The sequence below is a fragment of the Bradyrhizobium sp. USDA 372 genome (assembly GCF_053629095.1).
The window spans coordinates 5,565,604-5,581,244 of sequence record NZ_JBRJHR010000001.1; the positions used below are offsets into that span (position 1 = coordinate 5,565,604).

The window sequence follows — 15,641 nt, forward strand, 5'->3', positions numbered from 1 at the left end:
AGGAGATGTTCCGATGACGACCGCAGTCCACACCTATGCCAGCGACGTGGCCTTCTCGCCGGCGGTGAAGACGATCCAGGCCCGCAAGGGTTCGCGCGAGGCCTATGCACGCAGCGAGCAGCGCGGCTGGCGCACCGAGGTCGACGACAATCTCGCCGCCTTCCTGGCCGACGCCAATAGCTTCTACTTCGCCACCGCTTCAGCCGACGGCCAGCCCTACATCCAGCACCGCGGCGGCCCGAAGGGATTTCTCAAGGTGCTGGACAAGCAGACGCTCGCCTTCGCCGACTACGCCGGCAACCAGCAGTTCATCACGCAAGGGAACCTCTCGGAGAATCCCAAAGCCTACATCTTCGTGATGGACTACGCCCACCGCCGCCGTGTGAAGATCTGGGGCGAGGCGCGCGTGGTCGAGGACGACGAAGCCCTGACCACGTCACTGATGCCGAAAGGTTATCGTGCCCGCCCCGAGCAGGTGATTCTGTTCAAGATCGCGGCCTGGGACACCAACTGCCCGCAGCACATCCCGCAGAAATTCGACGCGTCCGACGTCGCGGCCGCGCTGGCGGCGAGAGATGCGAGGATCGCGGAACTGGAGGCGGAGGTTGCGGCGCTGAAGGGGGAGAAGGCGAGCTTAGCCTCCAACGAAAGCTAAAGCAGCCTGCGCGGTGCACCCTCTCCCCTTGTGGGAGAGGGTGGCTCGCCGCGGAGCGGCGAGACGGGTGAGGGGTCTCTATCCTCACGAGCAATCTTTCGGGTGGAGAGAACCCCTCATCCGGCGCTTCGCGCCACCTTCTCCCACAAGGGGAGAAGGGAAGAACAGCGCTACATCGCTAAATCACACTTTCACCTTCGTGCTGGAAGCCGAGATAGCTCGCCGCGACCCGCTCGTTGGCCGCGATGTCGCTGGCCTTGCCGCTGAGCACGAACTCGCCGAGCTCCATCACATAGGCCTGGTCCGCGATCTTCAGCGCGGCCTGCGCGTTCTGCTCGACGAGCAGCACGGAGACGCCGGCGGCGCGGAGCTCGGTGACGATGCGGAAGATGTCGGCGACGATGATCGGGGCAAGGCCCAGGCTCGGCTCGTCCAGCATCAAGAGCTTCGGCTCGCCCATCAGCGCGCGGCCCATCGCGAGCATCTGCTGCTCGCCGCCGGAGAGCGTGCCGGCGAGCTGCTTGCGCCGCTCCTTCAGCCGCGGAAACAGCGCATAGACCCGCTCGATCGAGGCTTTCGCCTTGCTGCGCTCGATCCGGAACGCGCCCAGCTCGAGATTGTCCTCGACATTCATGGTCACGAACAATTCGCGGTGCTCGGGAACGAGACCGAGCCCCATCGCGACGCGGTCCTCGATGTCGAGCCGGGCGAGATCCTGCCCGGCAAAAGCGACGCGGCCTTTCAGCGGCAGGATGCCCATGATGGCCGAAAGCAGCGTGGTCTTGCCGGCGCCGTTGGCGCCGACGATGGTGACGATCTCGTTGGTGCCGACCTCGAGCGAGACCGAACGCACTGCCTCGACCTTGCCATAGGCGACATGCGCGTCGGTGACGGACAACAGCGTGCTCATGCCGCCACTCCGAGATAGGCCTTGATCACTTCGGGATTGGTCTTGATCGTCGCCGGCGTGCCTTCGGCGATCTTGGTGCCGAAATCGAGCACCACGATGCGGTCGGCGAGGTTCATGACGAAGCCCATGTCGTGCTCGACCAGCAGCACGCTCATGCCGCCGTCGCGCAGCTCGCGGAGCAGCGCGGCGAGCCGCTGCTTCTCCATGTGGCGCAGGCCCGCCGCCGGCTCGTCGAGCAGCAGCAGCATCGGGTCGACGCACAGCGCGCGGGCGATCTCGACGATGCGCTGCTGGCCGAGCGAGAGCGAGCCGGCCAGCTGGTGCATCTGCTCGGTGAGGCCGACGCGCTCGATCTGGCGCGCGGCCTCGGCGAGCAGCTTGGCCTCATCAGCGCGGTCGAGCCGCAGCATCGAGGAAACGGGCCCGGAATGGCCGCGCAGATGCGCGCCGATCGCGACGTTCTCCAGCACGGTCATGTCGGGGACGAGCTTGACGTGCTGGAAGGTCCTGCTGATGCCGAGCTTGACGATCTCCTGCGGCGGCGCGTTGTCAACCTTCCTGCCGAGCACGGAGATCGAGCCCGAGGTCGCCGACAGTACGCCGGTGATCAGGTTGAAGGTCGTGCTCTTGCCGGCGCCGTTCGGGCCGATCAGCGCGACGATCTCGCGGGCCTGGACGTCGAAGGAAACATTGTTCACGGCGACCACGCCGCCGAATTGTTTTCGCGCTTTCTCGACCTGAAGCAGGACACCGGCCTCGGCGGGCGCGCGGGCGCGATGCTCCAGCTTCAGCGAGGTGTCCGGCTTCTTGCCATCGGTGCGCTCGGGGAGGAACGACATCAGCCAGGGCCAGAGTCCGCCGGGCGCAAGTTGCAGCAGCGCCACCAGCATGATGCCGAACACGATGGTCTCGACCTGGCCGGAGCCCGGCAGGATCAACGGCAGATAGGTCTGCAGCACCTCTTTCAGGATCACGACGATTGCCGCCCCCAGCACGCCGCCCCAGACATAGCCGGCGCCGCCGACCACGGCGATGAAGAGATATTCGATGCCCATATGCGCACCGAACGGCGTCGGGTTCACCGCGCGCTGGAGATGGGCGTAGAGCCACCCGGACAGGCCGGCGAGCACCGCGGCATGGATGAACACCAGCAGTTTGGCCCGCGGCGTGTGGACGCCGAACGCCTCGGCCGCGACATGGCCGCGGCGTAGCGCACGGATGGCGCGGCCGGTGCGGGAGTCCAGCAGGTTCATCGTCAGCAGGGCCGAGAGAATCACGGCGATCCAGATCGCGTAGTAGATCGAGCCGGGCGAGAGCATCTTGAACGTGCCGATCGACAGCGGCGGAATCGCCGAGATGCCGTCGTTACGGCCCAGAAACTCCAGCTTGCTGAACAGGTAGAACAGCCCAAGCCCCCAGGCGAGGGTGCCGAGCGGCAGATAGTGCCCCGAGAGGCGCACGGTGATCAGCCCGAGCAGCACCGCGAGCGAGCCGCTGACCAGGAGCGACAGCGGCAGCGTCAGCCAGGGCGACAGGCCGTAGGCCGTCGACAGCACCGCGGTGGTATAGGCGCCGAAGCCGACGAAGGCGGCCTGGCCGAACGAGGTGAGGCCGCCGACGCCGGTCAGCAGCACGAGGCCCATCGCGACCAGGGCCGCAAGGCCGATATTGTCGAGCAGCACGATCCAGAACGGGGGCACGCCCGGGATGAACGGGACCGCCGCCATGACAAGTGCAAAGACGAGGATGGGAAGCCGGCTCTGCATCGGGCTCAGTCCTTCTCTTCCTCGACCGCGGGCGCGGCGAGCGAACGCAGCAGCAGCACGGGGATCAGCAGCATGAAGACGATCACCTCCTTGTAGTTGGAGGCATAGAAGGACGAGAACGCCTCGACGATGCCGACCACCAGCGCCGCGACGGCGGTGAGGGGATAGCTGACGAGGCCGCCGATGATCGCGGCGACGAAGCCCTTCAGCCCGATCAGGAAGCCGGAGTCATAATACAGGGTCGTGATCGGCACGATCAGGATGCCGGAGAGCGCGCCGATCACGGAGGCCAGCAGGAAAGCGATCTGGCCCGACAGCGTGGTGCGGATGCCCGCGAGCCGTGCCCCGAGCCGGTTCACGGCAGTGGCGCGCAACGCCTTGCCATAGAGTGTCAGGCCGAAGAACAGCCAGAGGGCGACGATGAAGGCGATGGTGATGGCGTAGACCGTGATGCTCTGGCCGGTGAAGCGCAGCGCGCCGGCGGTGAAGGCGCCAGACAGCACGGCAGGCCCGCGCTGGCCTTCGGCGCCGAAGAACAACAGGCCGAGGCCCTGCAGCGCGAGGTGGACGCCGACCGAGGCGATCAGCAGCACCAGCACCGAGGTGTGCGCCAGCGGCTGGAAGGCGATGCGGTAGAGATAGACGCCGATCATCGCCACGATCACCAGCGACAGCGCGATGCATACCGCGACCGGCGGCTTCTGGGCGGCGAAATACAGCGTCAGCGCCAGCACGATGCCCGGCAGCACGACATTGGCGGTGAAGCTGCGCGCGATCAGCCGCCCATGCAGCGCCTTGCGCGCGACGAACAGATCGAAGGCGAAAGCGCCGATGCCAAGCGCCAGCGCCAGCTTAGCCGTGCCCGGCATCTGGCCGGCGGCCAGCGAGGCATAGGTCAGCGCGCCATAGGTGACGAATTCGCCCTGGGGAATGAGGATGACGCGGGTGACGGCGAACACCAGCACCAGCGCCAGGCCGAGCAGCGCGTAGATTGCGCCATTGGTGATGCCGTCCTGCAGCAGGAACAGCATGATGGTGGTATTCAAGACCGGACGCTCCCCCTTAATCCGGACCGGTCCTCCTGATTGTGGTGGACGGTCCGCTCACAGCCATTGAAAAACGCATGCGATATTTGATATGGTCCATAACAATTATCAAATATAACTTCAAGGGCGGGGAACGAACCCGTTCCGAATTTAGCGGGATTACGAGCACGAGGCGATGACCGTTTCCAAAACCGCTGAAAAGTCTTCCGAAAAGCCTGCCGAGGCGGCCAAGGGCCGCAAGGACGCGGGCGAGCCGCAGGCTGAAGCCCTCCAGCTCGGCGAGCTTTCCGAGCAGCTGGGCTATGTCCTGAAACGTGCACAGCTCAAGGTGTTCGAGAATTTCTTGCGCTGCATGGCCTCGCTCCAGCTGACGCCGGCGCAGTTCTCGGTGCTGCTGCTGGTCGAGAAGAACCCCGGCCGTAACCAGACCGAGATCGCCTCCACGCTCGGCATCCTCCGGCCGAACTTCGTGGCCATGCTCGACAATCTGGAGAGCCGCGACCTTTGCGCGCGGATCCGCTCCACCAACGACCGCCGCTCGCACATCCTGGTCTTGACCGACAAGGGCAAGGCCGTGCTGGCGCGGGCGAAGAAGCTCGTCGCCACCAAGCACGAGGCCCGGCTGAACGATCTGCTCGGCCAGGCCAACCGCGAAGCCCTGATCGGAATGCTCGCGAAGATCGCCAACGAGTTTTGAGTTACTCCGTCATCGCCCGCGAAGGCGGGCGATCCAGTATTCCAGAGGCCGTAGTGAGATGCGGAGAAGGCCCGGCGTACTGGATTCCCCGCTTTCGCGGGGAATGACACCGTTGTTGGGGCAGGCGCCTCAATCCACCAAAATCACCCGGATATCGTTGACGTTGGTCAGGGTCGGGCCGGGCTGCAGCAGGTCGGCGGTCGCCTCGAAGAACGTGGTCGCGTCGTTGTTGTCGAGATAGGCCTGCGGCTCGAGCCCCAGGGCCTTCATCTTCGCGAACGTCGCAGCGTCGATCAGCGCGCCGGCGGGGTCGGTCGGGTGGCCGGCGCCGCCATCGGCGCCGTCGGTGTCGCCGGCCAGCGCCGCGATGCCGACCGTGTCCTTCAAGAGCGAGGCCAGCGCCAGCGCGTATTCCTGGTTCGGCCCGCCGCGGCCATTGCCGCGCACGGTGACCGTGAGCTCGCCGCCGGACAGGATCGCGACGCGCTTGCCCTGCGAGCGGGCCTGAAGTGCCAGCCTGGCGTGGTCGGTGGCGACCTCGCGCGCCTCGCCTTCGAGATCGGCGCCGAGATCGATGGTCTCGTAACCGGACTCGCGTGCGAGCTTCACCGCCGCGTCCAGCGATTGCTTGGGCCGCGCGAGCAGCTCGAACGACGCGCGCGCGAAGGCGGCGTCATCGGGCTTGGCGCTTTCATTGGCGGGCTCGTCGAGCGCGCGGCGCACCGCATCGTCGATGTCGAGCTTGTATTTCGCCACGATCGCGCGCGCATCGGCCAGCGTGGTCGGATCAGGCACGGTGGGGCCGGAGGCGATCGCGGAAGGATCGTCGTGCGGCACGTCGGAGATCGCGAGCGTCACGATCTCCGCGGCGTTCCTGCCGGCGCGGGCGAGACGGCCGCCCTTGATCCGCGACAGGTGCTTGCGCACGACGTTCATCTCGCCGATCGGCGCGCCCGAGCGCAGCAGCGCCTTGTTGACCGCCTGCTTCTGCGCGAAGCTGATGCCCTCCACCGGCGCGATCCAGTTGGCCGAGCCGCCGCCGGTGAGCAGCACCAGCAAGAGATCGTCCGGCCCGGCCTCGCCCGCGAGCGCGAGGGTGTCGGCCGCGCCCTTCAGGCCGGCTTCGTCGGGCACGGGATGACCGGCCTCGACCACACGAATGCGGCGCGTCGGCACGCCGTAGCCGTGGCGCGTGGTGGCGATGCCGACGAGGCGCTCCGGCGCCAATCCCAGCGCGTCGAGATAATGCCGCTCCGCGGCCGCGGCCATCGCGCCGGCGCCCTTGCCGGCGGCGAGGCAGATCACGCGCCCCCTGGGCGCAGGCCGCAGGTGAGGGGCCAGCACCACGTTGGGATGGGCGGCGGCGACGGCGGCGTCGTAAAGCGCGCGGAGCAGGGGGCGTCGGTCGGTCATGGACGATGGCCTTGAGCAGACGGGAGTGGCGGCGACGAGGTCGCCGCCATCTGCCTACCGCATCGTGCGCCAAAGCGTAAGCGGCCTTTGCCATCATTCGATTGTGCAATCGCGTGATCAAAATTGCCGCGCAAAGAAAAGCCCCCTGCGTGATCGGCGCAGGGGGCTCGTTGTCCGCGCTTTGCAGCTTCTAGCCGCCGGCGTCGGCGCTGATCACGTCACCGAACAGATCCCACTTGTCGCCCTTGAACTTCATGAGCTGGAGCGAGCTGATCGGCGCGAAGTCGTTCGGCCCGGTATTGATCTTGATGCCGGGCAGCAGCACTTCGGTGCGGAAGTCCTTGAGGCTCGCGGCCTGCTTCATGACGTTCTCGCGCGTGAGATTGTCGCCGCACTTCTTCAGCACTTCGACCAGCGTCTGTGCCACGCCGTAGCCGACGATGGTGCCGCCGTCGAGCTTGTCGCCTTCGGGGAAGTACTTGGTCATGAACTCCAGGAACGCCTTCATGCCGGCATCGTCCTTCCACTGCGGATCGGAGACGTCCTTCAGATAGGCGGCCGAGATGATGTCCTGCGAATTCTCGAAGCCGGCGGGCTTGATCACGCTGCCGACCGAGGCCGAGACGTTGTTGAGGAAGTGCGTCGGCTTCCAGCCGATTTCGGAGATCTTCTTGATCGCCTGTGCGGCGAATTTCGGTGTGGTGATGTTGATGAAGACGTCGGCGCCGGTCGCTTTCAGCTTGACGATGTGATTGTCGATGGTCGGCTCCGACGTCTCGTAGCTTTCCTCCAGCACGATCATGCTCGCGGCCTTGGCGCCCAGGCCGTCCTTCAGGCCCTTCAGATAGTCCTTGCCGTAATCGTCGTTCTGGTAGAGGACGCCGATCTTGGCGTTCGGCATGGCCTTGAGGATGTACTTGGCGTAGATCTGCGTCTCGCTCTGGTAGTTGGGCTGCCAGCCCATCGTCCACGGGAAGTTCTGCGGATCGTTCCACTTGGTGGCGCCGGTGGCGACGAACAGCTGCGGCACCTTCTTCGAATTCATGTATTTCTGGATCGCGGTGTTCGGCGGCGTGCCGAGCGAGTTGAAGACGAGCAGCACCTCGTCGCTCTCGACCAGCTTGCGCGCCTGCTCCACCGTCTTCGGCGGCGAATAGGCGTCGTCGTAGGAGACGAAATTGATCTTGCGGCCGTTGATGCCGCCTTCTTCGTTGATCTTCTTGAAATAGGCGGCTTCGGTGCGACCGATGATGCCGTAGGCGGAGGCCGGTCCGCTGTAGGGCATGATGTTGCCGATCTTGATCTCGGTGTCGGTCGCGCCGGTATCGTATTTCTTCTGGGCCGATGCAGTGGAGGTCGCAGCTGCAATGAGCGCGAGCGCCAGTGACGCGGCCGCAAATTTGCCGGTGACAGCGGGCATTCCAATCTCCCTGTTTTTTTCTTGGTGTGCGCGTCCCTTTTCTTGGCTTGATTGTTTTTGGCGACGCAACCGCAATTCAATACGATTTGCCCAGAAGCTTCAAGGAAAAGCCCCTGCGGCAGGGCCGCAGGGGCTGCGTCTTTAGTCGATTGGGACTTACGTCTTTAGCGACTGGTTAATGGTCAGCCGCCGACGTCGCCGCTCAAGACCTCGCCAAATCGCTCCCAATGCTCGCCCTTGAACCGGATCAGTTGCAGCTGCGAAATCGGCGCGAAATCGGCGGCCGAGGTGTTGACCTTGACGCCCGGCAACAGGCCCGCCGGCTCGAAGTCCTTGATGTTGGCGGCCTGCTTCATGATGTTCTCGCGGGTCAGATTGTCGCCGCAGGCCTTGAGCACGTGAGCGAGGCCTTGGCTCACGATATAACCATACATCACCGAGGCATCGGCGCGGTTCGCTTCCGGATAGTACTTGTCCAGGAATTCGTTCCACGCGATCATCGCCTTGTCGTCTTTCCACTGCGCGTCGGTCGGATCCTTGAAGTATTGCGACGAGATGATGTCCTGCGCGTTCTCGAAGCCGGCCGGCTTGATCACGCTGCCGATCGAGCCCGAGACGTTGTTGAGGAAGTGGAGCGGCTTCCAGCCGATCTCCGCGTTCTTCTTGATCGCCTGCGCCGCGAATTTCGGCGTCGTGATGTTGAAGAACACGTCGGCGCCGGTCGCCTTGAGCTTGACGATGTGGGAGTCGATGGTCGGTTCCGAGACCTCGTAGCTTTCCTCCATCACGATCATCGAGGTCTTGCCGCCGAGCCCGTCCTTGAAGCCCTTCAGATAGTCCTTGCCGTAATCGTCGTTCTGGTAGAGTACGGCGATCTTGGCGTTCGGATGGTTCTTCAGGATGTACTTGGCGTAGATGATCGACTCGCTCTGGTAGTTCGGCTGCCAGCCCATCGTCCACGGGAAGTTCTGCGGATCGTTCCACTTCGTGGCGCCGGTGGCGACGAACAGCTGCGGCACCTTCTTCTGGTTCATGTACTTCTGGATCGCCGAGTTCGGCGGCGTGCCGAGCGAGTTGAAGATCAGCAGCACCTCGTCGCTCTCGACCAGCTTGCGCGCCTGCTCCACCGTCTTCGGCGGCGAATAGGCGTCGTCGTAGGTGACGAAGTTGATCTTGCGGCCGTTGATGCCGCCTTCCGCGTTGATCTTGCGGAAATAGGCCTCTTCGGTCTTGCCGATCACGCCGTAGGCGGACGCGGGACCGCTGTAGGGCATGATGTTGCCGATCTTGATTTCGGTGTCGGATGCGCCGGTGTCGTATTTCTTCTGCGCGGACGCTGCCGTGGAAAGTGTGGCGGCCAGCACGAGGGCAGCCGAGACGGCCCCCAATCGCACATGCATTGCAGGCATCTTGCTCTCCCTAGGTGGGTTTGATTGTGTCGATTGTTCTTGTTGGGAGCGATCGTTGCTCGTCGCTCCGTCGTGTATTCAATACCTATCCACGGCCGTCAGCAAGACAAACGCCCCGCACGAGCATCGCGGGAGCGGAGATCTTTTCGAAGGCGACTCGGAATATTCCGGCGCGTGAGATTTTTGCGGGGCAAACTCACCGCGGGAGTTGCTTCGTGAAGAAGCGGCTATCTTGAATTGTGCCGCCGTGGTGCTCAGTGGCTCATCTCGCTCGAGATGATGTCGCCGAACAGCTCCCATTTCTTGCCCTTGAAGCGCATCATCTGCAGCTGCTCGATCGGGGCGAAATTGTCCGGCGCGGTGTTGATCTTGATGCCGGGCAGCAGCGTGTCGGGTTCGAAGTCCTTCAGGCTGGCGGCCTGCTTCATGACGTTCTCGCGGGTGAGATCGTCGCCGCACATCTGCAGCACCTTCACCATGGTCTGCGCGGCGGCGTAGCCGAACACGACGCCGGCATCGAGCTTGTTGGCCTTGGGCTGGTATTGGGCGAGGAAGTTGTAGAATTTCTTCATGCCGTCATCGGCATTCCACTGCGGGTCGGAGCCGTCCTTGGTGTAGGTCGCCGACAGGACGCCTTGCGAGATTTCGATGCCCGCCGGCTCCAAGACGCCGCTGATCGAAGCCGAGACGTTGGAGATGATCTGCATCGGATGCCAGTTGATCTCCGCCGCCTTCTTGATCCCCTGCACGGCGAATTTCGGGCTGGTGATGCTGATGAAGACGTCGGCGCCGGAGGCTTTCAACTTGACGACGTGCTCGTCGATCGCCGGCTCGGAGCTGTCATAGGCTTCTTCCAGCACGATCATCGAGGCCTTGGGCCCGAGGCCCTGTTTCAGCCCCTTCAGATAGTCCTTGCCGAAATCGTCGTTCTGGTAGAGCACGCCGATTTTCGCCTCCGGCTTCTCCTTCATGACGTATTTGGCGTAGATGCGCGCCTCGCTCGCGTAGCTCGGCTGCCAGCCCATGGTCCAGGGATATTGCCTGGGATCGTTCCATTTCGAGGCGCCGCTCGCCACGAACAATTGCGGCACCTTCTTCTCGTTCATGTATTTGCGGATGGCGCTGTTGGTGGAGGTGCCGAGCGAGCCGAAGATCAGCAGCACATTGTCGCTCTCGACCAGCTTGCGTGCCTGTTCCACCGTCTTCGGCGGCGAATAGCCGTCGTCATAGGAGATGAATTTGATCTTGCGGCCATTGATGCCGCCCTCGGCATTGATCTTGTTGAAATAGGCTTCCTCGATCTTGCCGATCGCGGCATAGGCGGAGGCCGGACCGCTATAGGGCATGATGTTACCGATCTTGATCTCGGTATCTGATGCGCCACTGTCGTATTTCTTTTGCGCCAGCGCTCCGCTGCTCGTTGCGGTGCACAAGGCGAGCGCGGCCCAGAGGAGCGCAACCTGGGAACGAGCGGCGGCCATTGTTCTCCTACTCCGGGATGGATCGATCGCATTGAACAAGATTGACGCCTGTCGTCAACAAAAAGCCCCCGCGGCTGTCCGCGGGGGCTCCTCGTCTTGGATGATAGTGTCAGCCCGTCACTCGGAGGCGACGTCACCGCTGATGATTTCGCCGAACAGTTCCCACTTCTCGCCCTTGAAGCGCATCATCTGGAGCTGCGCGATCGGGGCGAAGTCGGTGGCGCCGGTGTTGATCTTGACGCCGGGCAGCAGCGTATCCGGCGCGAAGTCCTTCAGGCTCGCGGCCTGCTTCATGAGGTTGGCGCGGGTGAGATCGTCACCGCACATTTCCAGCACCTTGGCCAGGGTCGAGGCGGCGCCATAGCCATAGACCATGCTGGTGTCCGACTTGTCGGCGCCCGGCATGTACTTGTCGACGAACTCGTTCCACCTCTTCATGCCGGGATCGTTGGCCCATTGCGGGTCCGTCGAGTCCTTGGCATAGGCGGCCGACAGCACGCCCTGTGCGTTCTCGAAGCCGGCCGGCTTCATCACGCTGCCGACCGAGATCGACACGTTGGTGAGGATCTGGAGCGGCTTCCAGCTGAGCTCGGCGGTCTTCTTGATGGTCTGGGCCGCGAATTTCGGCGTCGCGTAGATCAGCAGCACGTCGGGATTGGCCGCCTTGATCTTGACGATGTGGCCGTCGATCGACGGCTCGGACACCTCGTAGCTCTCCTCCAGGATGACCATGGACGAGGCCTTGGCGCCGAGACCGTCCTTGGTGCCCTTGAGGTAGTCTTTGCCGAAATCGTCGTTCTGATAGAGGATCGCGATCTTGGCGTCCGGCTTCTCCTTCATCAGCCATTTCGCGTAGATGTGGGCTTCGCTCTGGTAGGAGGGCTGCCAGCCGATGGTCCAGGGGAAGTTCTTCGGATCGTTCCACTTGGTGGCGCCGGTGGCGACGAACAGCTGCGGGATCTTCTTGGCGTTGAGATATTTCTGGATCGCACTGTTCGAGGGCGTGCCGAGCGGGTTGAAGACGGCCAGCACCTCGTCGCTCTCGACCAGCTTGCGGACCTGCTCGACGGCCTTCGGCGGCGAATAGCCGTCGTCATAGGTCACGAAGTTGATCTTGCGGCCGTTGATGCCGCCCTTGTCGTTGATCATCTTGAAATAGGCTTCTTCGGTCTTGCCGATGATGCCATAGGCCGACGCCGGACCGCTGTACGGCATGATGTTGCCGATCTTGATCTCGGTATCGGACGCGCCGGTGTCGTATTTCTTTTGGGCGAGTGCAGCGCCGGAGGTGAGAGTGATGGCCGCCGTTGCCGTGACCAGCGCGGCGGCTCGCAGTGTTCTTCCAAAATACAATTCGGTCTCCTTGGTTAATTCAACGGGTCTTCAGTTCTTCCTGAGCTTGCCGACGAGTTGCTGGCCCAGGATCGCGACCTGCCTTGCACCATGCGGCACGAGGTAGATGACGAGGAACAACAGCACGCCGAACACCGCGCCGGAGAGGCCCTTGGAGATGCTCTCGGCCATGTTCGGCACGAAGATGATGAAGGCCGCGCCGACGAACGAGCCGGGCAGCCAGCCGACGCCGCCGACGACCATGCCGAGGAACAGCGAGATCGCGAGCGTGATGGTGTAGCTGTCGGGTGCGACGAACTGCACCGCGATGGCGCCGAGCGAGCCGGCAACGCCGGTGATGCCGGCGGACACGCCGAACGCCAGCGTCTTGTACAGCGCGACGTTGACGCCCATCGAGGAGGCCGCGATCTCGTTGTCGCGGATCGCCATGAAGGCGCGGCCGGAGCGGGAGCGCAACAGGTTCACCGAGAAGATGTAGATCAAGACCGTCACAATGAGCGTGAAATAATAGAGCCACATGTCCTGCGACATCGGCAGGCCGAACGGCGCGTCCGGCTTGGTGACGACGAGGCCCTGCACGCCGCCGGTCCAGTGCTCGAGGAAGTTCAGCTTGAGCAGCTGCGGCATCGCGGTCGCGAGCGCGAAGGTCGCAAGCGCGAGATAGACGCCGGACAGCCGCAGCGCCGGTTTGCCGAACAAATAGCCGAATGCGAAGCAGACCGCAGCGGAGATCGGAATGGTCAGCGCGTAGTTGATGTTGGCGTGCTCCATCAGCACGGCCGAGGTATAGGCGCCGACGGCGTAGAACGCGCTCTGGCCGAGCGAGAACTGGCCGCTTCCGCCGGTCAGGATGTTCAGCGCCAGCACCGCGAGCCCGTAGATTAGGAGCATCGTCATCTGGAAGATGATGAAGTTCTTGACGAACATCGGCACGATCAACAGCGCCGCCAGCACCACCAGCGAGGTGCCGGTGCCCAGCGTCATGGCCCGCTTCGGAACCGCCTCGACCGCCTCGTGGCCTTCGGCGACGACTTCTTCTGCTGCGCTCATGATCAAACTCGCTTGACGATGTGCCGGCCTAACAGACCAGCGGGTTTGACGACCAGGACGGAGATGATCAGCGCGAGCGCGATCGGGAGCTTCAGCTCGTTGCCGACGCCCGGGATGTAGGTGCCGGCGAGATTCTCGAAGACGCCGACCAGGAAGCCGCCGACCACGGCGCCCAACGGGCTCGACAGTCCGCCGAGCACCGCCGCGGCGAAGCCGTAGATCAGGACGCCGCCCATCATGTTGGGCTCGAGGAACACGACAGGGGCGATCAGCATGCCGGCGATCGAGCCGATCGCGGTCGCCATGCCCCAGCCGAGCGCGATCATCCAGCTGGTGTTGATGCCGACGAGGCGGGCCGATTCAGGCACCGACGCGGCCGCGCGCATGGCGAGACCGATGCGGGTGTACTGGAAGAAGAAATAGAGCCCGAGCAACAGCAGCACGGTGACGCCGATCATGCCGGCCTGGTGGGTCGAGATCAGCTGGCTGCCGAGGAACGGCGCGGAGCCGAACGGCGTCGGATATTGCTTGATGGTGAAGTCCCAGATCAGGCCGGCCGACGAGTTGATGATCGCAAACAGCGCGATGAAGCCGGCGACGTTGGTCAGCACCGGTGCCTTGGCGAGCGGCTTGAACAGGATGCGCTCGATCGCGATGCCGGCAACGAAGGAAAATGCCAGCGTGATCAGGAAGGCGGCCCAATAGGACACCCCCCACTGCATCAGCTGCCACGAGATGAAGGTCGAGAACATCGCCATCTCGCCCTGCGCGAAGTTGAGATGGTCGATGGCCTGGTAGATCATGACCACGGCAAGCGCCATGCAGGCGTAGATCGCGCCCGTGGCGATGCCGGCCAGGACCTGGTTGGTGAACAGCTCCATTGTCCCGGCTCCCTCAGTAACCCAGATAGGATTTGCGGATTTCTTCGTTGTTCGCGATGTCCTTGGCCTTGCCGGACATCACGATGCGGCCGGTCTCGATCACATAGGCCTGGTCGGCGAGCTCGAGCGCCAGCTGGGCGTTCTGCTCGACCACCAGGATCGACACCTTGTCCTCGCGGTTGATCTTGCCGAGGATGCCGAACAGATCGCGCACCACCAGCGGCGCGAGGCCGAAGGAGGGCTCGTCGAGCAGCATCAGCCGCGGCCGCAGCATCAGGGCGCGGGCGACCGCGAGCATCTGCTGTTCGCCGCCGGAGAGCGTGCCGGCCTGCTGGGTGTGGCGCTGCTTCAAGACCGGGAAATGCGCGTACATGCGCTCGATGTCGGAGACGATGCCGGCGCTGTCCTTGCGGGTGATGGCCCCGAGCTGGAGATTCTCCTCCACCGTCATGGTGGTGAAGGTGCCGCGGCCCTGCGGCACATGGGCGATGCCGAACCGCACGATGTTCTCGGTCGAGCGGTTATTCAGCGGCTTGCCGTCGAACTCGATCGCACCGGTGGAGCGCACCATGTTGCAGATCGCGCGCAGCGTCGTGGTCTTGCCGGCGCCGTTGGCGCCGAGCAGCGTCACGAGCGAGCCCTCGTTGAGCGAGAAGGACAGGCCGTGGAGCGCCTGGACCTGACCGTAATAGGCACGCAGGTCCTTGACGTTGAGCAGCGTCGTCATTGGTCCTTGCTCCCGAGATAGGCCTTGATGACGTCCGGGTCGGCTTGCACCTGAGCGGGCGTACCTTCCGCGAGCTTCTTGCCGAAATTCAGCGCGACGACGTGGTCGGCGATCGACATCACGAGGCCCATATGGTGCTCGACTAGCAGCACGGTCATGTGGCGCTCGTTGCGGATGCGGCGGATGAGGTCGCCGAGCACGTGGACTTCCTCGTGGTTGAGGCCGCCGGCGGGCTCGTCGAGCAGCAGGATCTTCGGGTCCGCCGCCAGCGCGCGCGCCAGCTCGACCCGCTTCTGCGTGCCGAAGGGCAGGCCGGAGACGATGGTGTGCGCGACGTCCTCGAGGTCGAGATAGGAGAGGATCTCGTGGACCTTCTTGTTGACCGCGGTCTCGCTGCGGCGGACCCAGGCAAGCCGCAAGGAGTCGCTGATGATGTCGCTGGAGGTGCGGGCATGCGCGCCGACGCGGACGTTGTCCATCACCGACAGGTTCGGGAACAGCGCCACGTTCTGGAAGGTGCGGCCGATGCCGATCTCGGCGATCCGGTGCGGCGGCCGCGACAGGATGCTCACGCCCTCCATCAGGATGTCGCCGGACGACGGCTGGTACAGACGCGACAGGCAGTTGAACAGCGTGGTCTTGCCCGCGCCGTTCGGGCCGATCAAGCCGAGGATCTGGCCCTTGTGCATGTCGAAGGACACGCCGTTGAGCGCGACGATGCCGCCGAACACGACGCTGACGTCGCGAACCGCGAGCAGGGGCGATGTACCCTGCGCGAGCTGTGCCTGCGTCATCTCGTCTCGCTCACGTCGTTCAGTGAGCGATGGGGCGAC

At 64.0% G+C, this 15,641-nt stretch carries 14 protein-coding genes; 2 read left to right on the forward strand and 12 right to left on the reverse strand.

Annotated elements, in window-relative coordinates:
- Positions 1-13 precede the first annotated feature (13 nt).
- Complete coding sequence (locus tag AB7M16_RS26015; protein ID WP_212254131.1) at positions 14-655, forward strand: pyridoxamine 5'-phosphate oxidase family protein; 642 nt, start codon at positions 14-16, stop codon at positions 653-655.
- Between the two features lie 178 nt (positions 656-833).
- Here the strand turns inward: AB7M16_RS26015 and AB7M16_RS26020 are convergent, their stop codons facing one another.
- Genes AB7M16_RS26020 through AB7M16_RS26030 form a run of 3 tightly spaced genes read right to left on the reverse strand, consistent with a single transcriptional unit; the run spans position 834 to position 4,377 of the window.
- Entirely contained in the window at positions 834-1,565 is a 732-nt protein-coding gene (locus tag AB7M16_RS26020; protein ID WP_439365651.1) for an ATP-binding cassette domain-containing protein, read from the reverse strand.
- The gene (locus tag AB7M16_RS26025; protein ID WP_453945471.1) at positions 1,562-3,331 is read right to left on the reverse strand and encodes a branched-chain amino acid ABC transporter ATP-binding protein/permease; all 1,770 of its coding nucleotides are present in this window, start codon (positions 3,329-3,331) and stop codon (positions 1,562-1,564) included. Before AB7M16_RS26025 ends, AB7M16_RS26020 begins: the two co-directional genes overlap by 4 nt.
- A gap of 5 nt (positions 3,332-3,336) precedes the next feature.
- On the reverse strand, positions 3,337-4,377 hold the full coding sequence (locus tag AB7M16_RS26030) for a branched-chain amino acid ABC transporter permease (RefSeq protein ID WP_212254133.1): 1,041 nt from the start codon (positions 4,375-4,377) through the stop codon (positions 3,337-3,339).
- Between the two features lie 175 nt (positions 4,378-4,552).
- Here AB7M16_RS26030 and AB7M16_RS26035 point away from each other — a divergent pair, with 175 nt between their 5' ends.
- Positions 4,553-5,074 (forward strand): MarR family winged helix-turn-helix transcriptional regulator, encoded by a 522-nt coding sequence (locus AB7M16_RS26035; protein WP_172784958.1) that lies wholly within the window; start codon positions 4,553-4,555, stop codon positions 5,072-5,074.
- A 129-nt stretch (positions 5,075-5,203) separates the two neighbouring features.
- Here AB7M16_RS26035 and AB7M16_RS26040 read toward each other — a convergent pair whose 3' ends face one another.
- The 9 genes from AB7M16_RS26040 to AB7M16_RS26080 all read right to left on the reverse strand — a co-directional run bounded on the left by AB7M16_RS26040 (position 5,204) and on the right by AB7M16_RS26080 (position 15,602).
- Positions 5,204-6,487: a glycerate kinase type-2 family protein gene (locus AB7M16_RS26040; RefSeq protein ID WP_453945472.1), complete on the reverse strand. Its 1,284-nt coding sequence runs from the start codon at positions 6,485-6,487 to the stop codon at positions 5,204-5,206.
- Positions 6,488-6,677: 190 nt separating this feature from the next.
- Complete coding sequence (locus AB7M16_RS26045; protein WP_172784956.1) at positions 6,678-7,907, reverse strand: ABC transporter substrate-binding protein; 1,230 nt, start codon at positions 7,905-7,907, stop codon at positions 6,678-6,680.
- A 182-nt stretch (positions 7,908-8,089) separates the two neighbouring features.
- A complete protein-coding gene (locus AB7M16_RS26050; RefSeq protein ID WP_439365654.1) occupies positions 8,090-9,316 on the reverse strand; it encodes an ABC transporter substrate-binding protein in 1,227 nt (408 codons plus the stop codon).
- Positions 9,317-9,570: 254 nt separating this feature from the next.
- On the reverse strand, positions 9,571-10,797 hold the full coding sequence (locus tag AB7M16_RS26055) for an ABC transporter substrate-binding protein (protein ID WP_260382016.1): 1,227 nt from the start codon (positions 10,795-10,797) through the stop codon (positions 9,571-9,573).
- Between the two features lie 117 nt (positions 10,798-10,914).
- Positions 10,915-12,150 carry an ABC transporter substrate-binding protein gene (locus AB7M16_RS26060; protein WP_172784953.1) on the reverse strand — a complete coding sequence of 412 codons (1,236 nt, stop codon included), beginning with the start codon at positions 12,148-12,150 and terminating at the stop codon, positions 10,915-10,917.
- Between the two features lie 30 nt (positions 12,151-12,180).
- Positions 12,181-13,200 carry a branched-chain amino acid ABC transporter permease gene (locus AB7M16_RS26065; RefSeq protein ID WP_172784952.1) on the reverse strand — a complete coding sequence of 340 codons (1,020 nt, stop codon included), beginning with the start codon at positions 13,198-13,200 and terminating at the stop codon, positions 12,181-12,183.
- A 2-nt stretch (positions 13,201-13,202) separates the two neighbouring features.
- Positions 13,203-14,081 (reverse strand): branched-chain amino acid ABC transporter permease, encoded by an 879-nt coding sequence (locus AB7M16_RS26070; protein WP_172784951.1) that lies wholly within the window; start codon positions 14,079-14,081, stop codon positions 13,203-13,205.
- 13 nt (positions 14,082-14,094) lie between these two features.
- A complete protein-coding gene (locus AB7M16_RS26075; protein ID WP_172784950.1) occupies positions 14,095-14,808 on the reverse strand; it encodes an ABC transporter ATP-binding protein in 714 nt (237 codons plus the stop codon).
- Positions 14,805-15,602: an ABC transporter ATP-binding protein gene (locus tag AB7M16_RS26080; RefSeq protein WP_453945473.1), complete on the reverse strand. Its 798-nt coding sequence runs from the start codon at positions 15,600-15,602 to the stop codon at positions 14,805-14,807. Before AB7M16_RS26080 ends, AB7M16_RS26075 begins: the two co-directional genes overlap by 4 nt.
- Between the last annotated feature and the right edge of the window lie 39 nt (positions 15,603-15,641).